Origin of the sequence: Photobacterium carnosum, from assembly GCF_021236965.1 — a bacterium.
Classification (GTDB): Bacteria; Pseudomonadota; Gammaproteobacteria; order Enterobacterales; family Vibrionaceae; genus Photobacterium; species Photobacterium carnosum.
This window is the reverse complement of the sequence record NZ_WMDN01000033.1, coordinates 1-25025: the sequence shown is the minus strand read 5'-3', so window position 1 is coordinate 25025 and position 25025 is coordinate 1. Positions and strand designations below refer to the sequence as shown.

The following is a 25025-nucleotide window of genomic DNA, read 5'->3' as shown; positions in this document are numbered from 1 at the left end:
TCAGCTTAGGCTGGGCTTTTTTTATGCCTCAATTTTAGTCTTAAGATCATTCCTCTATTTATACTATCAATATGCTGTAGCTTAGCTTCCTGGTGATAACGATTATTACCGTTAAATTCAATATTAAATAACCGTCTATTAATAGACTTGGTATTATTATCAACCCTAAATGTTTTGTACTATTGGCTCAAGATAGGCTGAGTGGCGGTGGAATGTGCATTATTAATTAATGAGATAACAGTTTGATGACAGAATTAATGAATGGTGATCTTGGGTTATGGGTACTCTTTGCCACCGGATTTTTAAGCGCAACGTTATTACCTGGAGGCTCAGAGGCCAACCTTATAGCCGCGTTAAAAATGGGCGATAATCCTGTTTGGCAAATTGTGGCGGTGGTGACCATCGGTAATACCCTTGGCGGGTTAACTAATTATTGGTTAGGTCTATTACTCCCTGATAAAACTGCTGAGAATAAACAAAGTAATAAAGCATTATTATGGTTAAAGAAATACGGCTATTGGAGTTTATTATTAAGTTGGATGCCATTAATTGGTGATCCATTGTGCTTAGCCGCCGGATGGTTGAGAATGCGTTTTTGGTGGTGTGCTACGGCTATTTTTATTGGGAAAATGATACGCTATATTGCCTTAGCAGCGATTGTGTTAGGGTTATTTCCCGGATTATCAGTGTAAGGAATGTATTAACGTGCAAAAGTGGGTTTTAAGTGCAGCATTACTGTCATTAGCTGGCTGTAGTCAATGGAGCGAAGATACTTCATTAAATAATAATTTACCGCAAGGCGTTAAATTTATTGAGCAAGTGAAAGCCATAACGGGTAAAGCTGTGATTCCTTACAGTAAATATCAGTTAGCGAATGGTTTAACGGTTATTTTGTCACCTGATGATTCCGATCCACTGGTGAATGTTGATGTCACTTATCATGTCGGTTCGGCACGTGAACAACAAGGCAAGTCTGGTTTTGCCCATTTCTTTGAGCACATGATGTTTCAAGGTTCAAAACATGTTGGTGATCAGCAGCATTTTCGTCTAATAACGGAAGCCGGTGGCACTCTTAATGGCAGTACTAACCGTGATCGTACTAATTATTATGAAACAGTTCCTGCTAATCAACTTCAAAAAATGTTGTGGTTAGAGTCTGATCGAATGGGCTTTTTATTGGATGCTGTGTCACAACGGAAATTTGAAATCCAGCGCTCAACCGTTAAAAATGAACGTGCTCAGAACTTTGAGAATCGTCCTTATGGGATGATTTATGAAAAGATGGCAGAAGCATTATATCCGCGCAGTCACCCATATTCATGGCAGACTATTGGTTATGTCGAAGATCTTGATCGGGTTGATGTTAATGATCTTAAAGCGTTTTTCTTACGTTGGTATGGACCTAACAATGCAACATTAACCATTGGTGGTGACATAAATAAAGCCCAAACACTAGCATGGGTGAATAAGTATTTTGGTTCTATCCCTCGTGGCCCTGAAGTTAAAACTGCACCTAAACAACCCGCAAAATTAGCCAATAATCGCTTTATTACCCTTGAAGATAACATTCAACAACCGATGTTAATGATGGGTTGGCCAACCGCGTATCTTGGCGCGAAAGATCAATCATCATTGGATATGCTAGGACAAATTATTGGCAGTGGTACTAATAGCTTACTGTATCAAAAATTAGTTAAGACTGGCGACGCTGTTGATGCTGGCGCTTTTCAAGATTGTGCTGAGCTTGCGTGTACTATGTATGTTTATGCCATGGCACCAAGTGGTAATCAGGGCAATTTAAAACAGTTGCGTACTAAAGTGATGGCGGTTGTTAATGGTATCGAAACCCAAGGCATTAACCCACAACAGCTGGATGAAATTAAAGGATCAGTTGCTGCAAGTGCCATTTATGGTTTACAAAGTGTAGCGGGCAAAGTCTCACAATTAGCGGCTTATCAAACCTTTTTTGGTAACCCTAATTATTTACAAACAGAGCTGGCAAATGTTAATCGAGTCACGACTGACAGTGTGATGGACGCTTATAATAAATATCTATACCAGCAGCCAAGCGTGAGCTTAAGCGTGGTACCTAAAGGGCAATTACAGCTACAGGCTGCGCAGCCAAACTTTACGCCTGCACCTCGCCATTTATCACAACATCATAAGATTAAAGAACAAGATCTGGCTTATCGAACGGTGACTGATAACTTTGATCGTAGTGTGATGCCACAAGCATCTACTCCAGTAAAAGCGGTTATGCCGAGTTTATATGAATTTAAACTTGCCAATGGCATTAATGTTATTGGGACCGAATATCAAGAAACGCCAACTATTACTTTACAGTTAGGGGTGCCTGCGGGACGTCGAGTTGAGCCTGAAGGCAAAGCTGGATTAGCGCAATTGACAGCAACAATGATGAATGAGGGGACAACTAAATTAACCGCTGAGCAGATGGCATCAAAACTGGATACCTTAGGCAGTAGTATTACTGTTAATGCAGGACTTTATGGTTCTACCATATCATTAACTACGCTGACGAAGAATTTACCTCAAACTTTAGCCTTGTTTGAGCAACGATTATTGACGCCTAACTTTACTGAATCTGATTTTAAACGATTAAAAAAACAAATGTTGGAAGGCATTGTTTATGAACATCAAAGTGCTGAATGGTTAGCAAGTCAAGCCACCCGTGATGTGTTATTTAAAGGTACGGTATTTAGTCGTCCAGCAGAAGGAACCCACGCATCGATTAATACCATTACTCTGCAAGATGTTAAGGATTTCTATCAGCGTTATTACACTCCTAATGGTGCTGATGTTGTGGTTGTTGGTGATATTAGCTCAAAAAATTTAAAGGCTGATCTGGCACCGTTAACAGCATGGAAAGGATAGCCTGAGCCTGTTTTTTCTACGCCAATATTGCCACGTCTATCACAACAAGCAGTATGGTTAGTGAATAAATCCAATGCGCCACAAACTGTGATTCGATTTGTACGTCAAGGCTTAGCTTATGATGCAACGGGTGAATTATTTAAGACCCAGCTAGCTAATTTTAATTTAGCAGGTAATTTTAATAGTCGTTTAAATCTGAACTTACGTGAAGATAAAGGTTATACCTATGGTGCAGGCGGTTATTTAACCGGTGGACGTGAAATTGGTCTGGCAAGTTTTTATGCACAAGTACGTGCGAATGCAACGTTGCCTGCGATTAAAGAGTTTATGACGGAATTAAAGCGTATGAGCATGACAGGGTTAACCGATAAAGAAGTGAAATTTATGCGGTTAGCTGTTGGTCAACAAGACGCATTAAGCTATGAAACACCTGCTAAAAAAGCCGCGTTATTAGGAAATATACTTAGTTACGATTTACCAAAAGATTTTGTGGCTCAACGAAATCATATTGTCGCTACAATCACTAAAACTGAAATGGATAAATTAGCGCAGAAGTGGTTTAACCCTAAAGACTATCAAATAGTTATCGTCGGGGATGCGAAAACATTATTACCACAATTAAAGACTTTAGATTTGCCTATTCATCAATTAGCACTTAATCAGTAAGATAGACTAACAATAACAGCCTTTATTAAGTTAAAGGCTGCTATTGTGTAGTGCATATGTTTCACAATGATTAATACTATAAAGCATGGTAATCCTGTTAAATAATGATTACCCTGTTTTCTTCAATTGGATAAAAACGAGAATAGCCTTCATGACTTTTTCCGAAAGGTTGCAACAGGTTGCCAAAAATCCTGAAGCATTAACACAGTTAGGGCGTGGTCTTGAGCGCGAGTCTTTGCGTATCACAGATGACCTACAAGTATCTTCATTGCCACATCCTACTGCTTTAGGATCGGCATTAACCAATAAATGGATCACCACTGATTTTGCTGAATCCTTATTAGAATTTATTACGCCAGTTTCTCGTGATGTTGACGATCTACTTGCACAATTAGACGATATTCATAAGTTTTCATTAAGCCATATGGCTGGCGAGCGCTTATGGCCAATGTCTATGCCATGTTTTGTTGGTGATCAAGATGAGATTGAATTAGCGCAGTACGGTAGTTCAAATACGGGTCAAATGAAAACACTTTACCGTGAAGGCCTAAAGCGTCGTTACGGTAGTGTGATGCAAATTATTTCTGGGGTACATTTTAATTTTTCTTTCCCTGATACTTTTTGGGATAGTTTATTTGGCGATCAAACAGAGCTGCAACGCCAAGATTCAGTTTCTGATGCGTACTTTGGATTAATTCGAAACTACTACCGTTTTGGATGGTTAATTCCGTATTTATTTGGTTCTTCGCCTGCGTTATGTGGTTCATTTATTCAAAATGAAGAACTAAAATCTTCGTTTGAAAAAGTAGGTAAAGGCACTTATTTTTTAGAAAATGCAACCGCATTACGATTAAGTGATTTAGGTTATACCAATCATGCTCAAAGCTCGTTAAAAATTGGGTTTAATAATATTGAACAATATTTGACCGGGCTTAATAGTGCGATTCACACGCCATCAGATGAGTTCTCTGAGTTAGGTGTGGTTGTTGATGGTAAGCGTCAGCAGTTAAATAGTAATGTATTACAGATAGAAAATGAGCTTTATGCACCTATTCGCCCTAAACGTGTTGCTAAAAGTGGTGAAAAACCATCAGAAGCATTAAAGCGTGCAGGGGTGGAATATATTGAAGTGCGCTCACTTGATGTGAACCCATTTAGCCCAATTGGTATTGATGAAGATCAGGTGCGTTTTCTTGATCTATTTTTAATTTGGGCAACACTAACGCCATCGCCTGATATGACTGATTGTGAATTAGCATGTTGGCGTGAGAATTGGAATAAAGTGGTTGTTGATGGTCGTAATCCAGAATTACTACTTAAAATTGGTTGTCATGGCGAAGAATTACTTCTAAAAACATGGGGACATCGTGTTTTTGCCGAATTAAAGCAAGTGGCTATGACGCTGGATGGTTTACATGGTAATGATAAATACCAGCAAACTTATCAGCGCTTATTAACATGGATTGATGATCCTAAATTAACGTTTTCAGCTAAGCTACTTGATCAGATTAAAACCTATCAAGGTATTGGTCCTCTTGGTGATTATTATGCAACGGCACATACAACGAAATTAGCGCAGCAAGCATTCCGTTTTTATGATCAAGCGACGTTTGAACACGAAGTGGCTGCATCGGTGATTAAACAACGTCAAATTGAACAAAGTGACACACTTTCGTTTGATGATTTTTTAGCAGATTATTTTGCTGATGTTGATGTGGAAATACCGACGTTAACCAAATAATATAGCTAATTAAGCTGACACTTTTTAAGTGTCAGCTTTTTTTTTGATCAATGTTAATGATTAACAAGAAAGGTTAAAAATGCGATTACGTGCACGATTATTATTACTTACCGTGGTGGTTTTTATTGTCAGTGGTTGTGCGACACCACCACCAAGTAACCAATCAAATTTGTGTAGTATCTTTCGCCAATATCCTAATTGGTATGAAGATGCAGTCGATATGCAGCAAAAATGGGGTACACCCATTAATGTTGCGATGGCAATCATGAAGCAAGAAAGTAGTTACCGTCACGATGCATTACCCCCTAAAGACTATGTGCTTGGATTTATTCCATGGGGACGGGTGAGTAGTGCGTATGGTTATGCTCAAGCGCAAGATCCAGCATGGGCAGATTTTCAAAAACATACCGGACATGGTGGTTCCCGCAGTAGTTTTGATGATGCAATGCAATTTATTGGTTGGTACACCCATGAAACTCAACGTCAATTAGGGGTTTCAAAATGGAATGCGTATGGACAATATCTTGCTTATCACGAAGGTCGTGGTGGCTATAAACGTGGTACTTATCGTAATAAACCATGGTTGATGAAAGTGGCTCGTAAGGTTGAGCAGCAATCGAGAGACTACGGCTGGCAATTGAAACAATGCAGAAAAGAGCTCGATAACAATAAAAGTTGGTGGTAGGTTAATTGGAATATGCACTATAGAAATTAGGTGCTAGGATTTGTTTTTAAGACAAGGAGAAGTAAGCAATGCCATTACTTGATAGCTTTACTGTCGATCATACCAAAATGCATGCGCCCGCAGTACGGATAGCCAAGACCATGCGAACCCCCAAAGGCGACACCATTACCGTGTTTGATTTACGCTTTTGTCGCCCTAATGCTGATATTCTTAGCGAGCGTGGTATCCATACTTTAGAGCACTTGTACGCAGGGTTTATGCGGCAGCATTTAAATTCTACTACTGTGGAAATTATTGATATTTCACCGATGGGGTGTCGCACTGGCTTTTACATGAGCTTGATCGGCACACCAACTGAGCAGCAAGTTGCAACCGCTTGGTTAGCTGCAATGCAAGATGTGCTAGCAGTCGCTACTCAAGAGCAAATACCAGAGTTAAATGAATACCAATGCGGTACTTACAGCATGCATTCGCTAACAGAAGCACAAGTGATTGCAACTGCGATTATCAATGCGGGTATTGAGGTCAATAAAAACGATGTTCTTGCTTTACCTGAAGCAATGTTGCAGCAATTACATGTGAAATAATTACCAATATTGAATACTAAAAAAAGCCGCATTGTGTATAAAATCACAATGCGGCTTTTTATTCTAAACTGCTGTTTTTATCGTTATTTAAAGATAGTTAGCGTGGTCAGTGACTATTAATTTCTAGTTCTTTTTTGCTGCTTGTTGGCAATACCTTGACTAACTTTATCATATTGCCAGAAACCTCAATGACTTCCATTTTTTGACCAGCAATATTTACTTTAATCCCTTTATCAGGGATGTACTCTAAATGTTCTAAAATAAAACCGTTTAATGTTCGTGGGCCATCTGTTGGTAACTGCCAATTTAAGCTTTTATTAAGGTCACGAACATTTGCGCTGCCTTCAATTAATAAGCTGCCATCTTTTTGTAGGGTGATCTCTTCGGCCAGAGTGGGGGCTATTGAGGTGGTAAATTCACCGACGATTTCTTCAAGGATGTCTGCGACGGTGATCAAACCTTGAATATCACCATATTCATCAACAATTAAGCCAATGCGTTCTTTATTACGTTGAAATTTCAGTAATTGAATATTTAACGGTGTACCTTCTGGAATGAAATACACTTCATCAGCGGCCCGTAATAGGTTTTCTTTACTGAAGTCATTCTTATCCATCATTAATCGATAAGCTTCACGGACTCGTAGCATACCAACCACTTCATCAATACTGTCGCGATATAAGACAATTCGGCCATGTGCTGAGTGGCTTAACTGACGCACAATGGATTTCCAATCATCATTGACATTGATTGCTGCAATTTCATTACGTGGGATCATTAACTCTTCAACGGTGACATTTTCTAAATCAAGAATAGAAATCAACATATCTTGATGACGGCGAGGGATTAGCGCGCCAGCTTCGTTGACAATAGTACGTAATTCTTCAGAGTTAATGTTTGAGGCGCTGTTGTCGTCTTTTTTTACACGCAGAATAAACAAGAAGCCGTTAGTTATACCATTAACAAACCATACTAATGGGTAGAGTAATTTCATTAAAATATTAAGTAAAATACTGCTAGTGTAAGAGACTTTTTCTGGGTATAGCGCTGCCACTGTTTTTGGGGTAACTTCAGCAAAAACAAGAATAACAATGGTCAATACTGCTGTTGCAATAGCTACGCCAGCATCACCATAAAGCCGCATACCAATAATGGTTGCAATGGCAGATGCGATAATATTTACTAAATTATTACCGATTAGAATTAAGCCAAGTAGACGATCGGTACGTGAAAGAAGTTTCTCTACCCGCAGAGCCCCTTTATGTCCTTGGCTCGCAAGGTGACGTAGTTTGTAACGGTTAAGTGTCATCATCCCCGTTTCAGAACTTGAAAAATAAGCTGAAATGACGATCATAAGAGCGAGTAAAGCAAAGAGTAAGCCTGTGGAAATTTGGTCCAAAAGGGGCAGTCCTTAACAGATTGAGCAAATATTGTTAGTCATTGAATAACTGAACAATAATAGATAACACAACGGCTATATATAAAATAAGTGTAGCAATAATTTAGGTGTAAGTAGTAGGGCTAACTACCAATGATAATTTCTTTTACAAAACGACTTCCAAAATAGGCTAATGTCAGTAGAAAAGCGCCAGTAAGACTAAACCAAACCACTTTACGGCCACGCCAGCCTTGGCGGTAATGACCCCATAATAGTACGCTATAAATTATCCAGGCTAATAAGGATAAAACTGCTTTATGTGTTTTACCTTGGGCAATAATATCACCAATAAAAAAGTAGCCACTGATAAGTGTGACGGTTAAGAGGCTATAACCGACAATAATGATCTTGAAAAGTTGGCGTTCTACCATCATTAATGGTGGAATGTTAGGATTAAGCTGTAAGCTTTTTTTATGTTTTAATTTGTGATCAAGCCAAGCGAGCTGTAAAGCATATAGCGTAGCAATCATTAATGTTGAATATGAGAACAATGCTAAAGAAATATGCACTAAAGTTTGCGGTTGAGCTTCTAAATGGGTAATAAAAGCCCCAGGTAACATCGTTGCGGCAAACAAGTTGATAGCGGAAAAGCTATACACTATCGGCAATAAGAACCAGATCCGCATTTTTAACATTGCAAGCGTAGTTAAACTGGCAACAATAACGCTAATCAGTGATGCAACGTTAAGGATGCTGAGATTTTGACCTGTTGAACCAAAGATAAGATCCTTAAGCAATAGTAAATGCAAGGCAATAGCAATAACGGCGGTAATAAAAACCGGTTGAGTTTTAATGCCGTTATTATTAGCAAGCCCTGGGACAACAAGCAGCAGCGCAATGATGTAAAAGCTTACTGCAGGGATGGCAATTAGCATGTCCATAGTCAACCAGATAGCTCCTTAGTAACGAATAGCTATTTTTAATATTTAGAGGCAGCAATTATACCCTGCTCAAACCTTCGTCGCCAATGTAATCCCGAAAAGAGCGATGGGTTTACATGAAAGGCCAAGCTTTTTTGCGGTATACTTGTAGCAATTTTGATAATTTTGCAATTTTTTGATTGAGTTGCGTAACGAGCGAGTAGCACCACATGTTCGAAAATTTAACCGAGCGTTTATCGCGAACACTTAAAAATGTCAGCGGCCGTGGTCGTCTTACGGATGACAACATAAAGGATACCTTGCGTGAAGTGCGGATGGCATTACTTGAAGCCGACGTTGCGCTGCCTGTTGTTCGCGAATTTGTTAAGTGCGTAAAAGAGCGTGCAGTTGGTACAGAAGTATCGAAAAGCCTAACGCCTGGGCAAGAGTTCATTAAGATTGTTCAATCTGAACTTGAAGCGGTAATGGGTGAAGGTAATGAAGCGCTTGATTTAAGCTGCCAACCGCCAGCCGTTATCTTGATGGCGGGTCTACAAGGTGCGGGTAAAACCACCAGTGTAGGTAAATTAGGTAAGCTATTAAAAGAACGTGATAAAAAGAAAGTATTGGTTGTTTCTGCCGACGTTTACCGCCCTGCGGCAATCAAGCAGCTTGAAACCCTTGCAACAGATGTTGGTGTTGATTTCTTTCCATCAAATGTTGAGCAAAAACCATTAGCGATTGTAAAAGCAGCCTTAGAGTATGGTAAAACCAAGTTCTATGATGTGGTGATTGTCGATACCGCAGGTCGTTTGCACGTTGATGAAGAAATGATGGGTGAGATCAAAGACATCCATCAAGCATTAAACCCGGTTGAAACCTTGTTCGTGGTTGATGCCATGACGGGTCAAGATGCCGCTAATACAGCAAAAGCATTCAATGATGCATTACCACTAACTGGTGTTATTTTAACCAAAGTTGATGGTGATGCTCGTGGTGGTGCGGCGTTATCTGTACGTCACATTACTGGTAAACCGATTAAATTCTTAGGTGTTGGTGAAAAAACTGATGCTTTAGAACCGTTCCACCCTGATCGTGTTGCTTCTCGTATCTTAGGTATGGGCGATGTTTTATCGTTGATCGAAGATCTAGAACGTAACGTTGATAAAAAAGAAGCAGAAAAATTAGCTAAGAAATTTAAAGAGAAAAAAGGTTTTGATCTTGAAGATTTCCGTAGCCAGCTTCAGCAAATGAAAAACATGGGTGGCATGATGGGCATGCTCGACAAACTTCCGGGTCTGTCGCAGTTGCCTGGCGATATGAAAGATAAAGTTGATGATAAAATTCTCATGCAAATGGAAGCTATTATCAATTCAATGACGAAAGGCGAACGTGCTCGACCTGAGCTAATTAAAGGCTCACGTAAGAAGCGAATTGCTGCTGGTTCTGGTACTCAAGTACAAGACGTTAATCGATTATTGAAGCAATTTACCCAGATGCAAAAGATGATGAAAAAGATGCAAAAAGGTGGAATGAAGAATATGATGCGTCAAATGAAAGGCATGATGCCTGGTGGTGGAATGTTCCCTGGTCGTTAATAGTCTGATTTTTAATGGTTTTAAAGCTTTTATTCTACTTAAACGGTGAAAAAGTAACTAAAGCAGTTGCATTCGCCGTCCCAAAGGGTAAAATTCCGAGGCTTTATTTTGGCACGGACCTCGTTATTATAGCGGGGTCATTTATTTTACAGTAATGCAAAGAGGACGATATGGTAACTATTCGTTTGGCACGTCACGGCGCTAAGAAGCGTCCATTCTATCAAATCGTTGTTGCTGACGCACGTGCTCCACGTGACGGCGCAAACATCGAGCAGATCGGTTTCTTCAACCCACTAGCTAAGGGTCAAGAAGAGCGTTTACGTTTAGATCTAGATCGCGTAAACCATTGGTTAGGTCTAGGCGCTTGTGCGACTGATCGTGTAGCTAAACTAATCAAAGATGCAGCTAAAGCTGTAGCTTAATTAGTACTTAGGTACAGAGAAAGACGATGAGTATTAAAAACCAAGACCACATTATTGTCGGTAAACTGGGTGCCACCTACGGTATCAAGGGTTGGCTCAAAGTTTTTTCTTACACCGAAGAATCCGAAAGTATTTTTTCCTACACCCCTTGGATGATTAAAATCAAAGGCGAGTGGACGGAAATCCATGTTGAATCATGGAAGCGCCACGGCCAAGGTCTTGTTGCTAAGCTAGAAGGCATGGATATCCGCGAGGATGCTCAAGTTTTCACTAATGCAGAAGTGGCAGTTTTGGCTGATCAACTACCCGTATTGTCAGATGAAGAATTCTACTGGCGTGAGTTGTTTGGTATGACAGTGGTTACTACTAAAGGTTACGACCTTGGTAAAGTCACTGATATCCTGGAAACAGGTGCCAACGATGTGTTAGTTGTTAAGGCGAATCTCAAAGATGCTTTCGGACAGAAGGAACGTTTAATTCCGTTCCTCGATGAGCAGGTCATCAAGTTGATTGATCGCACTGCTCAGCGGATCGAAGTTGACTGGGATCCTGAGTTTTAACCTCTGGTAATAAGTGAGTGAGCATATGTGGGTTGGAGTAATCAGTCTTTTTCCTGAAATGTTCTCTACCATTACCAATTATGGGGTAACAGGCCAGGCGGTAAAAAAAGGCCTTTTGAGTGTCGATACGTGGAATCCTCGTGATTTTACGCACGATAAACATCGCACGGTAGATGATCGACCGTATGGTGGTGGACCAGGTATGTTAATGATGGTGCAGCCTTTGCGCGATGCCATTCACACTGCTAAAAAGTCTGCAAAAGGTCCGGCTAAAGTAATCTACCTTTCCCCTCAAGGCCGTAAGCTAGATCAAGCTGGTGTTGAGGAGTTAGCGCAGGCTGAGAATTTAATTCTTATCTGTGGTCGCTATGAAGGGGTTGATGAGCGCATTATCCAGCAAGAGGTAGACGAAGAATGGTCTATCGGTGATTTTGTGTTAACGGGTGGCGAATTGCCTGCCATGACGCTAATTGATGCCGTCGTTCGGTTTGTTCCGGGCGTACTGGGTGATTTTGCGTCAGCAGAAGAAGATTCTTTTGCAAATGGTTGGTTAGATTGTCCTCATTACACACGACCAGAATTGTTGGACGGGCATGAAGTACCTTCGGTATTAATGTCTGGCAATCATCAAGAGATTAGTCGCTGGCGATTAAAGCAATCGTTAGGCCGTACATGGTTGAGAAGACCGGAGCTCCTGGAAAACCTAGCTCTGACTGACGATCAGGAATTCTTGCTCGCGGAATTTATCCGCGAAAATAAAGCAAGTATTTAATTAAATTAGTATCAGTTTATTCTAGGGTATACATCAAATGAGTAACATCATTAACGCTCTTGAGCAAGAGCAACTAAAAACAGACCTACCAACTTTTGCACCAGGTGACACTGTTGTTGTACAAGTTAAAGTTAAAGAAGGTGATCGTGAGCGTCTACAGGCTTTTGAAGGCGTTGTAATCGCAATCCGTAACCGTGGTCTACATTCAGCATTCACTGTTCGTAAAATGTCGAACGGTGAAGGCGTTGAGCGTGCGTTCCAAACTCACTCTCCAGTAGTTGACAGCATTACTGTTAAACGTCGTGGTGCAGTACGTCGTGCCAAGTTGTACTACCTACGTGAGCGTTCTGGTAAATCAGCACGTATCCGCGAGAAGCTTACTAAAAAGTAATAAGCGTCTGACGTTTATCGAAAAGCCCACCTACATGGTGGGCTTTTTTTTGGCTGTAAATCAGGGGTTGGCTATAAATTAAGGTAATGAAAAAAACCAGTGACGAGCACTGGTTTTGTTAATGTTCTGATTTTTATATTGATAGCTTCGTATTGGGATTAGCTTTTAGATGATAATGGGGGATTGGTTTGTTCGGTATCATCAGCATCAAGATCTATCACGCCTTTTCCTTGTGATTTTTTAATGATCATGACGGTGATAAAGCCTGTCGCAATCAGTGCTACAACCGTTGAGACTGTCATCGGTAAGCCGAATCCAAGTTGATCGTTATTGAGAATGAAGCTGATACATACGGTAGTCATAAACATCGCAGGGATGGTTGCGACCCAGTGCAATTTATCAAGCCGTAATAGATAAGCTGATGCCGTCCACAGCATCATTACCGCGGTGGTTTGATTCGCAAAGCCAAAATAACGCCAAATAATTGCAAAATCGACTTGGGTTAAAATCGCACCTAACACAAACAAAGGCATTGCCATTAGTAGACGATTACGTAATGGTTTTTGATCCATATTAAAATATTCAGCTAGAATTAAACGACTTGAACGGAATGCAGTATCACCAGAAGTAATCGGTAGAATAACCACCCCAAGAAACGCAATGATGCCCCCAAAGACGCCTAATAAACCAAATGATGAGCTATAGACCACATTACCTGGGCCACCATTAGCAATAGCATCAGACAATGCTTCTATCGAACCAAAGAATGATAAAGCCAGTGCGCACCAGATTAACGCAATAATACCTTCTCCAATCATCGCACCATAAAAGATAAAGCGGCCGTTTTGTTCATTTTCAATGCAGCGAGCCATTAATGGTGATTGAGTAGCATGGAAGCCAGAAATAGCGCCACACGCGATGGTAATAAACAGTGCTGGCCATAATGGTAAGTCATTAGGGTTCATGTTGGTGAACATATGACTAATTTCAAAACCGCCTAATAATTCGTGTTCATCTGAAATGCCAATAGCGGTGATTAATCCGACCGACATAAAAATCAGTAATGCGCCAAAGAAAGGATAAAAGCGACCAATGATCTTATCGACAGGCACAATTGTTGCCAGAATATAGTAAGCAAAAATGATCACCACCATTGTCGTCATTGAGACATTAAGATTAGTTTGATCATTTATCAGGTTAGTGATCATACCTGCGGGGGCGGAGACAAATACAACCCCAACAAGCAGTAACAGTACGATAGCAAAGATATTCATAAAATGTTTTGCACCGTTACCCAAGTAGCGTCCTGTTAATGTGGGGACTGATGCGCCACCGTTACGAACTGAAAGCATGCCGGAGAAATAATCGTGGACGGCCCCTGCAAAAATACAACCAAGTACAATCCATAGCATGGCTGCTGGGCCATATAACGCCCCCATAATGGGACCAAATATAGGGCCAACGCCGGCAATGTTTAAGAGCTGAACTAAATAGACTTTGTTGTTAGACATGGGAACATAATCAACCCCGTCTTGCTTGGTATAAGCGGGAGTTTGACGATTAGCGTTTACGCCAAAGACTTTTTCAATAAAGCTACCGTAAATAAAATAGCCGCCAAGTAGGGCGGCAACACAAAGTAAAAACCACGCCATATATATCCTCGTTATCTAATGTGTGACTCAATTAAAAGGGATCGCATTATTTCTGCTGCCAACCAGTGTAATAGTTTCAATTTTTAGCTTCTTAAGATAATGTTATGAATGTGATATGCATTAGTGTTCAACAATAACTTCTATCGATATTTGTTAATATAAGCACGCTTTTAATGTGGTATAGACGTTGATGTATTTTTCTAAAAGGAATTGATAATGATAAAAAAGGTCTTATTTACCGTGGTAATTGGAGCTTTAATGACGGGTTGTGTGACACAAAAAAAATTAGTGACCAATGGTGACTTTCATCAATTAGGCTTTTATAACGGTATTGCTGGTAGTGAAAAATTATCGCATGACAATTTAGACGTAATCACTAAAAAATATGATTCAACAATGACATTAGATTATGGCAGTTATCAACAAGGCTACCAGCAAGGATTAGATCAATATTGCAGTTTAGAGCATATTTTTAAGTTAGGTGAACAAGGAAAAGTGAAGTGGGGTATCTGTGAATATCGCCGTCAGCAAGAAGGTTTATATCTCACTAAATGGCAACAAGGCTTTGAACGCTATGGCACCATGGAGCCTCGTTTGTAATTTAATAACGGTTAAAATAAGACAGATTATAAAAACGGAAAGGATAGAAATAGAATGCCATTTGTAAATAAATGTTTACAAATGGCATTCTATGTTTACGAGTTGTTGCAATGATGATGATGGAGTTGTTATGTTGGTGAAAGGATATCTATAACAGGCAGAGATGACCGATGGAAAAAGATGGCTTAAACAATATTCATATTGCAGAAGAATCCGTGTTAATTACCCCCTTACAATTGAAACATAAAATGGCGGTATCAAATACAGCGCTGGTATTTATTGAGCAATCACGTCAAACGATTGCTGATATTATTCATCATCATGATCACCGTTTATTGGTGGTCTGTGGACCGTGCTCGATTCATGATGTAGAACAAGCAAAAACATATGCTCAAAAACTAAAAACCCTCGCTGCTGAGCTTGATGATCAACTCTATATTGTGATGCGCGTTTATTTTGAAAAACCGCGGACGACTGTTGGTTGGAAAGGATTAATCAACGACCCTTACCTTGATGATTCGTTTGAAATTGAAGAAGGGCTGCATATTGGACGTCAATTGTTGATTGATTTAGTTGAAGACGGTATTCCTGTTGCCACAGAAGCGCTGGATCCTATTAGTCCGCAATATTTAGGCGATTTATTTAGCTGGTCAGCCATTGGCGCTCGTACTACGGAATCACAAACTCACCGCGAGATGGCAAGTGGATTATCGATGCCTGTTGGGTTTAAAAATGGCACCGATGGCAGTTTAGCGACTGCGATTAATGCAATGCAAGCGGCAGCTTCTGGACATAAGTTTATGGGGATCAACCCAAATGGACAGGTGGCATTACTTGCCACGCAAGGTAATCCTGATGGTCATGTTATTTTACGTGGCGGTAAACAAACTAATTATGATTCGGTGTCGGTGGCTGAATGTGAAACAGAAATGGCAGCGGCAGGCCTTACACCGTCGTTAATGATAGACTGTAGCCATGCTAACTCTCTTAAAGATTACCAGCGACAGCCATTGGTAGCGACGGATGTTATTCATCAAATTCGAGAAGGAAACCGTTCAATTATTGGTTTAATGATTGAAAGTCATCTTAATGAAGGTAATCAAAGTGCGGATTTACCATTACAAGATATGGCTTATGGAGTATCCATTACTGATGCGTGTATTAGTTGGGAAGCGACAGAACAATTATTGCGGAAAGCCCACCAAGAGTTAGTGCCGTTTTTACAAAATAGAATTAAATAACCCTTTGCATTATAGTTGCAGTTGGATAAATACGGATGTCAAAAGTCATGGTTGCTGAGTTAAGCATATTAAGAGATCAAATAGACGATGTTGATCGTCAAATGGTGGAGCTACTAGCGCGCCGTTTAGCGTTAGTTGAACAAGTCGGGGTGGTTAAAAGTAAGCATGGATTGCCTATTTATGCCCCTGATCGTGAAGCTGCAATGTTGGCATCTCGTCGTCAAGAAGCTGAATCAAAAGGCGTGCCTGCAGATCTGATTGAGGATGTGTTACGACGAACCATGCGAGAATCGTATTCAAGTGAAAATGATTCTGGTTTTAAGTGTCTTAATCCTCAATTACGTCCAATCGTTATTGTCGGTGGTCATGGACAATTAGGGCAGCTATTTCAACGGATGTTTGAGTTATCGGGTTATCAAGTCCGTATTTTAGGCAGTGATGATTGGCATCGAGCGGATGAGATATTGCATGATGCGGGAATGGTGGTGGTATCCGTTCCTATTCATATGACGGAAGCGATTATCGCTAAGTTAGCTAACTTACCAAAAGATTGTATTCTTACTGATTTAACCTCTGTAAAAAGTGGTCCACTACAAGCAATGTTAGATATTCATCAAGGACCGGTTGTTGGTTTACATCCTATGTTTGGTCCAGAGATTCCAAGTTTAGCTAAACAAGTGGTTGTTTATTGTGATGGTCGTCAGCCTGAATGTTACCAATGGTTATTGGAACAAATTCAGATTTGGGGGGCATCATTAAATCGTATTAGTGCGATTGAGCATGATCAGGGCATGACTCTTATTCAGGCTTTACGTCATTTTACATCATTTGTTTATGGGGTTCATTTAGCAGAAGAAGACCCAAAAATAGAACAATTGATGTCACTAAGCTCGCCGATTTATCGTTTAGAACTTGCCATGGTTGGGCGACTATTTGCGCAAGATGCGCAGTTGTATGCGGATATTATTATGTCAGCGCCTCAGAACTTAGCGATGATCAAACGCTTCCATCAACGTTTTGGCGAAGCGATTGCAATGTTAGAGCGCCAAGATAAAGCCGCCTTTAAACAAGCTTTTGGACAGGTTGAGCATTGGTTTGGTGATTATGCCCAATATTTTTTAGTCGAGAGCCAAGGACTACTTAGACAGGCGAATGATTCAACTCGACGTAAATAAAGGGCTTGAAGCCTAGTAACATGATTACAAAAAAGCCGACCACATTAATATAATGAAGGTCGGCTTTTTTAATGATGATAATTAGACGTTATTTGGGCTGATATTACTCGATGAACTCAACCTCTGTTGGGGTGACGTTTTTACTTGGATAACAACCTAAGACTTTAACAAAGCGGGTTAAACGAGTGAGGTCTTTTAATATCTGCTGCATTAATGGATCTTTTAAATTAATTTCGACATCCATATAAAACATTTCTTCCCATGGATTACCAATAACAGGGCGAGATTCAAGTTTAGTCATGTTGATGTTTGCATTACGAAGTACTAGTAAACATTCAACGAGTGAGCCCACCGTTTGTGCTGTTGACATAATTAAGGTTGTTTTAGCGGGAATCAATGAATTGACGCTAACCGGTTTACGGGCAACAACAATAAAGCGGGTAAAGTTTTGTTGTTGGTTGGCAATATTGGTTTTTATTGGGGTTAAACCATAGATTTCACCACTAGACGCATTACCAATAGCGGCGATATTCGGCAGTTGCAGATCTGCTACGGTCTGCATTGCATCGGCAGTACTTGAGCAATATTGTTGATCAATTTTCCCCATCCCATGGAGGAATTCGCTGCATTGTTGATGTGGCTGGGGATGGGAGTAAAGGGTATCAATATGTTCCAATTGAGTATCAACTGCAGTTAATAAGCAATGTTCTATCGGTTGGGTAATTTCTCCTACAATCGATAAACTGGTGTGCTGTAATAGGTCATAGACTTCATTGATTGAGCCTGAACTGGTGTTTTCTATGGGGAGTACACCATAATCTGCATGACCAGTTTCGACTTCATTAACAATATCTCGAAATGATGAACAACTGATTTCGACTAATTGGGTTTGTTTACGGCTAAAATAATTACGACTGGCTAGGTGCGAGTAAGAGCCTTTTGCGCCTAAGAAGGAGACTCGTGCCGTTGGTAAGGCGTTTTCAGGATTGACTAAGCGCTGTAAATAAGCCTGCTGAAACAGAACGGAATCTTCAATAATGGTGTGAAAAATTTGGGTCACATATAACGGATCTAGCTGATATTCTTTAGCTGTATCAATAAGACGCAATAATAATGTTTGTTCACGGGCTTGGTCGCGTATAGGTTTAGCGGTGCTAATTTTACTTTTTGCTACTTCAAGGCTTAACGTGCGGCGCTCAGCCAAAAGAGCTAACAGTGTATTATCGATGCGAGTGACATTGCGGCGAATATCATCCAATGAAGAAAGTGTATTATCGGTCATAGCGATCCTTATTATGATCGGCTTTCTTGAATATGAAAGCGGCATATTATCGTATTAACAGTGTAATCCACATTAGGCAGGGTGATTTTTTTTGTCAAGCACAAAGCCCTGCATCGGCAGGGCTGTTTTAAATCCTCTTAATCGTTAACGATTATGCTTCATCAAATTCTACTTCGTCATCATACTCAGCTGTATCTTCAGCTTCAGCTTGTGTTGGTTTTTCACTATGACTTGCACGGCGTGCATTTGGTTTGTGAGCTTGTTTCTTCAGTTGGCGATCTAACTTTTGATATAATTCAGTGATCGCACCAAACAAGTCTTCGTGTTCTGCAGAAGCGACCAACTTTCCTCCAGCAATACCAATAGATGCTTCAATTTTAAATAGCTTGTTTGGTTCTTTACTAATCATGACGTGTTTTTTGATTAGTGGCACCTGAAGTTTTTCTAACTTATTGAATTTAAATTCAAAACGCTCACGGATAGCCGGGGTGATATCGATGTTTTTGCCAGTGATTTCTAATGTCATATTTATCTTCCTCGTTTGCTACCCTTCGTTGGGTTAAGTTCAGATTACTAAAAATACCAACTTATAATGTGATCTGTGTCACATTATTGGGGTTAATGAATTTTCAGCAAAAAAAATGTGATCAACGTGGGTTTGTTGCAAAAAAGTGTCTAAAAAAAGCTTGAGGTTTAGTGATGGTTTAAGGCAGTATGGATCAAGGTTTTTTGCTGGTAGCTAACGCTGACTAGGGAATAAATACGTTTAATTTCATTCTGTTGAACGTTTTTTGTTCAAGGAAGTGATTTGTCGTCATTACGACGTTATTCGTTGAAGTAAATAATTGTTGTTAACATAATTTATAAAAATGGCAGCTTATTGAGCTGCCATTTTTTATAGGTGTATTTTTAGGTGTTATTTTACTGGATTAAGTTTAATCACTGCTTCCGTACGTGAGACTTCTTTGTCCAGTTTTAATTTAGCGTAAGCTGTTTTTTCAAGTAGCAATGATTTACGGGCAGCACCAGTGTCTGGATATAAGCGTTGAACTTGTTGGCAACGGTTAATGGCTGCAATCCATGCTTCTCGACGAACATAGAAATCTGCAACAGCGAGATCATACTCAGCAAGTTGGTTTTTCAAAAAAACCATACGCGCTTTCGCATCTGCGTCATACTGACTATCAGGGAAGCGTTCTAGTAAGTATTTAAAATCGCGGAATGCTTGGCGTGAAGGGGTTGGATCACGATCAAAACGATCAACATTGAACATGTCATGCATAAAGCTACGATCTTGTGCCATATGCGTTAAACCACGCATATAATAAACCCAATCAGCTTGTGGATGGGTTGGGTTTAAGCGTAAAAAACGCGCAATAGTGGCTTGAGATAACGGTAGATCATCATTCTTGTAGTAGGCATAGATCAAATCTAATTGAACTTGATTTGAGTAAGCGCCAAATGGATAACGAGAGTCCATTGCTTCTAAGCGCTCGATAGCATTGTTCCAATTACCGCTCTGCAATGCTTGCTGGGCAGTAGAATATAAGTCTGATGGTGGAACATCAGGAATGACTTTCTCAGTACTGGAACAGCCTGAAAGCAAGGCTACAGCTAGAAAAGTCGATATTGTCAGGCGTTTCATTACGGCGTCAGTTTCCTTGAAAAAAATTTTATTTTGCTCGATCCATTACGGACTGAGCCGTTAACAGATACAATGACATTATATTAATTTACATCAAGCATCGTTTTATTAAGCTTGGTACATTTTACGCAGCGTATGACAATTAGTCTCACGCTTTTTAAAAAAGTTCGTTATGGCACAGCAAATAGAATTAACAAGTACAGTTAGCGAAAGCCAACTAGGTAAGCGCCTTGATCAGGTTATTGCTGAATTACATCCCGATTATTCCCGCTCTCGTATCAAAGAGTGGATTCTAAAGGACATGGTTTCAGTAAACGGTAAAATTGACAACAAACCACGTTCAAAAATGATGGGTGGCGAAGAACTTTTCATTCAAGCTGAAATTGAAGATGAATTGCGTTGGATTGCGCAAGACCTTCCACTTGATGTTGTTTATGAAGATGACGATATTCTGGTGATCAATAAACCACGTGATTTTGTGGTTCACCCAGGTGCTGGTACTCCTGATGGTACAGTGTTAAATGCATTGTTATATCATTACCCAGCATTAGCAGAAGTACCGCGTGTAGGTATTGTGCACCGTTTGGATAAAGACACGACTGGCTTAATGGTTGTTGCGAAAACTATTCAAGCACAAACACGTTTAGTGCGTGCACTACAAAAACGCCATATCACGCGTGAATATGAAGCTATTGCCATGGGTCAAATGACTGGCGGTGGTACGATTGAAAAACCTATCGGTCGTCATGCAACCAAACGTATCTGTATGGCAGTCCATGAATTGGGTAAAGATGCAATCACCCATTACCGTGTTGCTGAGCGTTTCCGTGAACATACACGTATTGTATTACGTCTAGAAACAGGTCGTACTCACCAAATTCGTGTACACATGTCATACATGAGTCATCCATTGATTGGTGATGTGATTTATGGTGGTCGTCCTCGTCCGCCACGTCATGCATCTGATGAATTTATTCATGCATTACGTTCATTTGATCGTCAAGCATTGCACGCACGTATGCTGCGTCTATCACATCCGATTACGGGTGAGTTAATGGAATGGCATGCACCATTACCTAACGACATGGTAGCGATGATTGATATTCTACGTAAAGATACCGTTGAAAATAACGAAGATATCTATTAATGCGAACCATCATTCCTAACTGGCCTGCTCCAGAGAATGTATTAACGGTCAGTACAACCCGTTTCGGCGGTGTCAGTTCTGTACCTTACGATACTCTCAATTTGGGATTGCACGTTGGGGATGATGTCAGTTCAGTGCTGATAAATCGTCAATTATTGAAACAGCATTGTTGGTTAACTGCAGAGCCTGCGTGGTTGAATCAAATTCACAGCTCGATTGTGATTGATGTCACTGCGCCGTTAACCGATCTTATCGATGCTGACGGTAGCTTTACCCGTGAGCCTGGTTTAGCCTGTGCCATCATGACGGCTGACTGTTTGCCTGTTCTATTGTGTAATAAGCAAGGAACTGAAGTGGCTGCTGTTCATGCTGGGTGGCGGGGACTTGCTGCTGGAGTGATTGATAACGCCATTGCTAAGTTTACCTGTCCTGCGGCTGATATTATGGCATGGATGGGGCCGGCAATTGGTCCAACAGCGTTTGAAGTTGGCAATGAAGTGCGACAGCAGTTTATTGATGTTAACGCCAATGCTGCTGATGCATTTATCGCTCATGGTGATAAGTGGTTAGCTGATTTATATTTATTGGCGCGACAACGATTACAACAGCACGGTATCAACGCTATTTATGGTGGTGAGTACTGTACGTTCAATAACGATGAGTTGTTTTATTCTTATCGTCGTCAAGCGGTCACTGGACGCCAAGCCTCATTAATTTGGCTGCGTTAATCTTACCGTAATCATCACAAATAATAAGCGGGTATATTGGCTAACAATATACCCGCTTTTTTTGCAGCATTATTTTGCGCTTTCATAGCCTTGAAAAACGCCCATTAACTACCATATAACTAGTAACAGGTTATTAAATTTATTATTGGGGGACCTATGCGTCTTGACCGATTTACCAGTAAATTCCAAGCAGCAATTTCTGATGCACAGTCATTAGCATTAGGACGTGATCATCAATATATTGAACCTGCTCATCTTATGGTTGCGTTATTAAACCAAGAAGGCAGTACTGTCCGACCTTTACTCACCCTTTTGAATGTGGATTCTACTCAGTTGCGTTCACGCTTGAGTGAGATATTAGAGCGTATTCCAAAAGTGACTGGTATTGGTGGTGAAGTTCAGCTATCTAATAGCATGGGCGCATTACTTAATATGTGTGACAAGCTGGCACAAAAACGTAATGACAAGTTTATTTCATCTGAATTATTTATCCTCGCTGCCGTTGATAACGATAAAGGCCCATTGGGTAATTTATTACGTGAGTTGGGTTTAAAAGCAGATCAAATAAGTAAAGCGGTCGATCAAATTCGTGGTGGTCAGAAAATTGATGATCAAAACGCAGAAGACAATCGCCAAGCATTAAGTAAATACACTATCGATTTAACCGAGCGTGCAGAACAAGGTCGGTTAGATCCTGTGATTGGTCGTGATGATGAAATTCGTCGTACCATTCAAGTCTTACAGCGTCGTACTAAAAACAACCCCGTGATCATTGGTGAACCTGGTGTCGGTAAAACGGCGATTGTTGAAGGGTTAGCTCAACGTATTGTTAACGGTGAGGTGCCTGAAGGCTTACGTGACAAGCGGGTATTATCATTAGATATGGGTTCGTTGATTGCGGGTGCTAAATTTCGTGGTGAATTTGAAGAGCGTTTAAAAGCCGTATTAAATGAACTGTCTCAAGAAGATGGTCGTATTATATTGTTTATTGATGAAATCCATACCATGGTCGGTGCGGGTAAAGGCGAAGGCTCAATGGATGCGGGTAATATGCTTAAACCTGCCTTAGCGCGTGGTGAATTACATTGTGTTGGTGCGACAACCTTAAATGAATACCGTCAGTATCTAGAGAAAGATGCAGCGTTAGAACGTCGTTTTCAAAAAGTGCTGGTGGATGAGCCAAGCGTTGAAGATACCATTGCTATCTTGCGTGGTTTAAAAGAGCGTTATGAGCTTCACCATCATGTTGAAATTACCGATCCTGCGATTGTAGCGGCAGCAACGTTATCACATCGTTATATTTCAGATCGTCAATTACCCGATAAAGCGATTGATCTGATTGATGAAGCGGCTTCCAGTATTCGTATGCAAATTGACTCTAAACCTGAATCTATGGATCGTTTAGAACGTCGCATTATTCAATTAAAGATTGAACAGCAAGCATTAGTAAAAGAAAGTGATGATGCAAGCCAAAAGCGCTTGAGTAACTTGCTTGAAGAATTAGACATTAAAGAACGCGAATATTCTGAGCTTGAAGAAGTCTGGAATGCAGAAAAAGCCTCATTGTCAGGTACTCAGCATATTAAAACTGAACTTGAGCAAGCGCGTACTGATGTTGAAATCGCGCGTCGTGCGGGTGATTTAAATCGCATGTCAGAATTACAGTACGGGCGTATCCCTGAACTTGAAAAGCAACTGGATTTAGCCGCTCAAGCTGAAATGCAAGATATGACGTTACTAAAAAATAAAGTAACCGATGTTGAAATTGCTGATGTGCTTTCTAAAGCAACGGGTATTCCGGTTGCGAAGATGCTTGAAGGCGAGCGTGATAAATTATTACGTATGGAAGATGAATTACATAATCGTGTTATTGGACAAGAAGAAGCGGTTGAGGCAGTAGCCAACGCGATTCGTCGTAGTCGTGCCGGTTTATCTGATCCACAACGACCAATTGGTTCATTCTTATTCTTAGGCCCAACAGGTGTTGGTAAAACTGAGCTATGTAAATCACTGGCGAACTTTATGTTTGATAGTGAAGATGCAATGGTACGTATCGACATGTCTGAGTTTATGGAAAAACACTCAGTGGCACGTTTAGTGGGTGCGCCTCCAGGTTATGTGGGTTATGAAGAAGGTGGTTATTTAACTGAAGCTGTTCGCCGCCGCCCATATTCCGTTATTTTGCTTGATGAAGTCGAAAAAGCGCATCCTGATGTATTTAATATTCTATTACAGGTATTAGATGATGGACGTCTAACTGATGGTCAAGGTCGCACGGTTGATTTCCGTAATACGGTAATCATTATGACCTCGAACTTGGGTTCTGGTCGAATTCAAGAACACTTCGGTAGTTTGGATTACGAAGGTATTAAAGCATTAGTGATGGAAGAGGTTGGACAACATTTCCGTCCTGAGTTTATTAACCGTATTGATGAGACCGTCGTGTTTCATCCGCTGGGTAAAGATAACATTAAACATATTGCTTCAATTCAGCTTGCGCGCTTGGAAAAACGTTTAGCGGAGAAAGATTTCCAGTTAGAGGTTGAAGAGAGTGCTTTAGAGTTAATTTCTGATGCTGGTTTTGATCCTGTATTTGGTGCGCGTCCATTAAAACGTGCCATACAGCAATATATTGAGAATCCGTTAGCACAAGATTTGCTATCAGGTAAATTTATGCCAGGTAAACCAATCGTACTGTCAGTAGAAGACGATAAGATTGTTGCTAAACAAGCATAATTAAAAAATGAGCGCTTAAAATAACGAATTATGATTAATTAACGCCTTAGCATTAACGTGCTAAGGCGTTTTTTTGTTGTTGGAATATGTCAAAAATAAACGGTATCTATAATGAAAGCTGTTTTATTTGTCATAATTTGACGTTATAGATTAATGATTGAGCGAACGAAATGAAATGGTAAAAATAAGGTTGTCAGCAGCAAATAT

At 40.3% G+C, this 25025-nt stretch carries 21 protein-coding genes and 1 pseudogene; 16 read left to right on the top strand and 6 right to left on the bottom strand.

Features of this window, described 5'->3' with window-relative positions:
- Window positions 1-245 precede the first annotated feature (245 nt).
- From GLP24_RS18585 to luxS, 5 genes and pseudogenes are all read left to right on the top strand, one after another.
- Complete coding sequence (locus tag GLP24_RS18585) at window positions 246-692, top strand: YqaA family protein (RefSeq protein ID WP_101770328.1); 447 nt, start codon at window positions 246-248, stop codon at window positions 690-692.
- Window positions 693-705: 13 nt separating this feature from the next.
- Window positions 706-3558 (top strand): annotated as a pseudogene (locus tag GLP24_RS18580) (M16 family metallopeptidase).
- A 151-nt stretch (window positions 3559-3709) separates the two neighbouring features.
- On the top strand, window positions 3710-5299 hold the full coding sequence (gene gshA / locus GLP24_RS18575; RefSeq protein WP_232578208.1) for a glutamate--cysteine ligase: 1590 nt from the start codon (window positions 3710-3712) through the stop codon (window positions 5297-5299).
- Window positions 5300-5378: 79 nt separating this feature from the next.
- A complete protein-coding gene (locus tag GLP24_RS18570; RefSeq protein ID WP_232584036.1) occupies window positions 5379-5984 on the top strand; it encodes a transglycosylase SLT domain-containing protein in 606 nt (201 codons plus the stop codon).
- Window positions 5985-6052: 68 nt separating this feature from the next.
- Window positions 6053-6571, top strand: coding sequence for an S-ribosylhomocysteine lyase (gene luxS / locus GLP24_RS18565; protein ID WP_232603374.1), 519 nt, complete (start codon window positions 6053-6055; stop codon window positions 6569-6571).
- Window positions 6572-6677: 106 nt separating this feature from the next.
- Here luxS and GLP24_RS18560 read toward each other — a convergent pair whose 3' ends face one another.
- The gene (locus tag GLP24_RS18560) at window positions 6678-7970 is read right to left on the bottom strand and encodes an HlyC/CorC family transporter (protein ID WP_232616395.1); all 1293 of its coding nucleotides are present in this window, start codon (window positions 7968-7970) and stop codon (window positions 6678-6680) included.
- Between the two features lie 122 nt (window positions 7971-8092).
- Complete coding sequence (locus tag GLP24_RS18555) at window positions 8093-8890, bottom strand: cytochrome C assembly family protein (protein WP_101770334.1); 798 nt, start codon at window positions 8888-8890, stop codon at window positions 8093-8095.
- A 209-nt stretch (window positions 8891-9099) separates the two neighbouring features.
- On the opposite strand from GLP24_RS18555, the gene ffh reads away from it, so the two are divergent.
- The 5 genes from ffh (at window position 9100) to rplS (ending at window position 12612) form a co-directional block, all read left to right on the top strand.
- The gene (gene ffh / locus GLP24_RS18550) at window positions 9100-10467 is read left to right on the top strand and encodes a signal recognition particle protein (protein ID WP_232616394.1); all 1368 of its coding nucleotides are present in this window, start codon (window positions 9100-9102) and stop codon (window positions 10465-10467) included.
- Between the two features lie 170 nt (window positions 10468-10637).
- Window positions 10638-10889, top strand: coding sequence for a 30S ribosomal protein S16 (gene rpsP, locus GLP24_RS18545; protein ID WP_101770336.1), 252 nt, complete (start codon window positions 10638-10640; stop codon window positions 10887-10889).
- Between the two features lie 26 nt (window positions 10890-10915).
- The gene (gene rimM / locus GLP24_RS18540; RefSeq protein ID WP_101770337.1) at window positions 10916-11449 is read left to right on the top strand and encodes a ribosome maturation factor RimM; all 534 of its coding nucleotides are present in this window, start codon (window positions 10916-10918) and stop codon (window positions 11447-11449) included.
- Between the two features lie 25 nt (window positions 11450-11474).
- Window positions 11475-12221, top strand: a complete 747-nt coding sequence (gene trmD, locus GLP24_RS18535) for a tRNA (guanosine(37)-N1)-methyltransferase TrmD (RefSeq protein ID WP_101770338.1) — start codon at window positions 11475-11477, stop codon at window positions 12219-12221.
- A gap of 37 nt (window positions 12222-12258) precedes the next feature.
- On the top strand, window positions 12259-12612 hold the full coding sequence (gene rplS / locus GLP24_RS18530) for a 50S ribosomal protein L19 (RefSeq protein ID WP_045038596.1): 354 nt from the start codon (window positions 12259-12261) through the stop codon (window positions 12610-12612).
- Window positions 12613-12770: 158 nt separating this feature from the next.
- On the opposite strand, the gene GLP24_RS18525 is transcribed toward rplS, so the two are convergent.
- Window positions 12771-14264 carry a carbon starvation CstA family protein gene (locus GLP24_RS18525; RefSeq protein ID WP_232616393.1) on the bottom strand — a complete coding sequence of 498 codons (1494 nt, stop codon included), beginning with the start codon at window positions 14262-14264 and terminating at the stop codon, window positions 12771-12773.
- Window positions 14265-14480: 216 nt separating this feature from the next.
- On the opposite strand from GLP24_RS18525, the gene GLP24_RS18520 reads away from it, so the two are divergent.
- From GLP24_RS18520 to tyrA, 3 genes are all read left to right on the top strand, one after another.
- Window positions 14481-14864 carry a DUF2799 domain-containing protein gene (locus GLP24_RS18520; RefSeq protein ID WP_107180554.1) on the top strand — a complete coding sequence of 128 codons (384 nt, stop codon included), beginning with the start codon at window positions 14481-14483 and terminating at the stop codon, window positions 14862-14864.
- A 170-nt stretch (window positions 14865-15034) separates the two neighbouring features.
- Window positions 15035-16105: a 3-deoxy-7-phosphoheptulonate synthase gene (locus GLP24_RS18515; protein WP_232616392.1), complete on the top strand. Its 1071-nt coding sequence runs from the start codon at window positions 15035-15037 to the stop codon at window positions 16103-16105.
- A 47-nt stretch (window positions 16106-16152) separates the two neighbouring features.
- Complete coding sequence (gene tyrA, locus GLP24_RS18510; protein ID WP_101770348.1) at window positions 16153-17280, top strand: bifunctional chorismate mutase/prephenate dehydrogenase; 1128 nt, start codon at window positions 16153-16155, stop codon at window positions 17278-17280.
- A 103-nt stretch (window positions 17281-17383) separates the two neighbouring features.
- On the opposite strand, the gene pheA is transcribed toward tyrA, so the two are convergent.
- The 3 genes from pheA to bamD all read right to left on the bottom strand — a co-directional run bounded on the left by pheA (window position 17384) and on the right by bamD (window position 20207).
- Window positions 17384-18562: a prephenate dehydratase gene (pheA, locus tag GLP24_RS18505; protein ID WP_232616391.1), complete on the bottom strand. Its 1179-nt coding sequence runs from the start codon at window positions 18560-18562 to the stop codon at window positions 17384-17386.
- Window positions 18563-18713: 151 nt separating this feature from the next.
- Entirely contained in the window at window positions 18714-19088 is a 375-nt protein-coding gene (hpf, locus tag GLP24_RS18500; protein ID WP_101770343.1) for a ribosome hibernation-promoting factor, HPF/YfiA family, read from the bottom strand.
- A 390-nt stretch (window positions 19089-19478) separates the two neighbouring features.
- Window positions 19479-20207, bottom strand: coding sequence for an outer membrane protein assembly factor BamD (gene bamD, locus GLP24_RS18495; protein WP_101770344.1), 729 nt, complete (start codon window positions 20205-20207; stop codon window positions 19479-19481).
- 172 nt (window positions 20208-20379) lie between these two features.
- Here bamD and rluD point away from each other — a divergent pair, with 172 nt between their 5' ends.
- From rluD to clpB, 3 genes are all read left to right on the top strand, one after another.
- Window positions 20380-21354: a 23S rRNA pseudouridine(1911/1915/1917) synthase RluD gene (rluD, locus tag GLP24_RS18490; protein ID WP_101770345.1), complete on the top strand. Its 975-nt coding sequence runs from the start codon at window positions 20380-20382 to the stop codon at window positions 21352-21354.
- Window positions 21354-22082: a peptidoglycan editing factor PgeF gene (gene pgeF, locus GLP24_RS18485; RefSeq protein WP_101770346.1), complete on the top strand. Its 729-nt coding sequence runs from the start codon at window positions 21354-21356 to the stop codon at window positions 22080-22082. The genes rluD and pgeF overlap by 1 nt, the downstream gene beginning before the upstream one ends.
- A 156-nt stretch (window positions 22083-22238) precedes the next feature.
- Window positions 22239-24818: an ATP-dependent chaperone ClpB gene (gene clpB, locus GLP24_RS18480; RefSeq protein ID WP_101770347.1), complete on the top strand. Its 2580-nt coding sequence runs from the start codon at window positions 22239-22241 to the stop codon at window positions 24816-24818.
- Window positions 24819-25025: the final 207 nt, after the last annotated feature.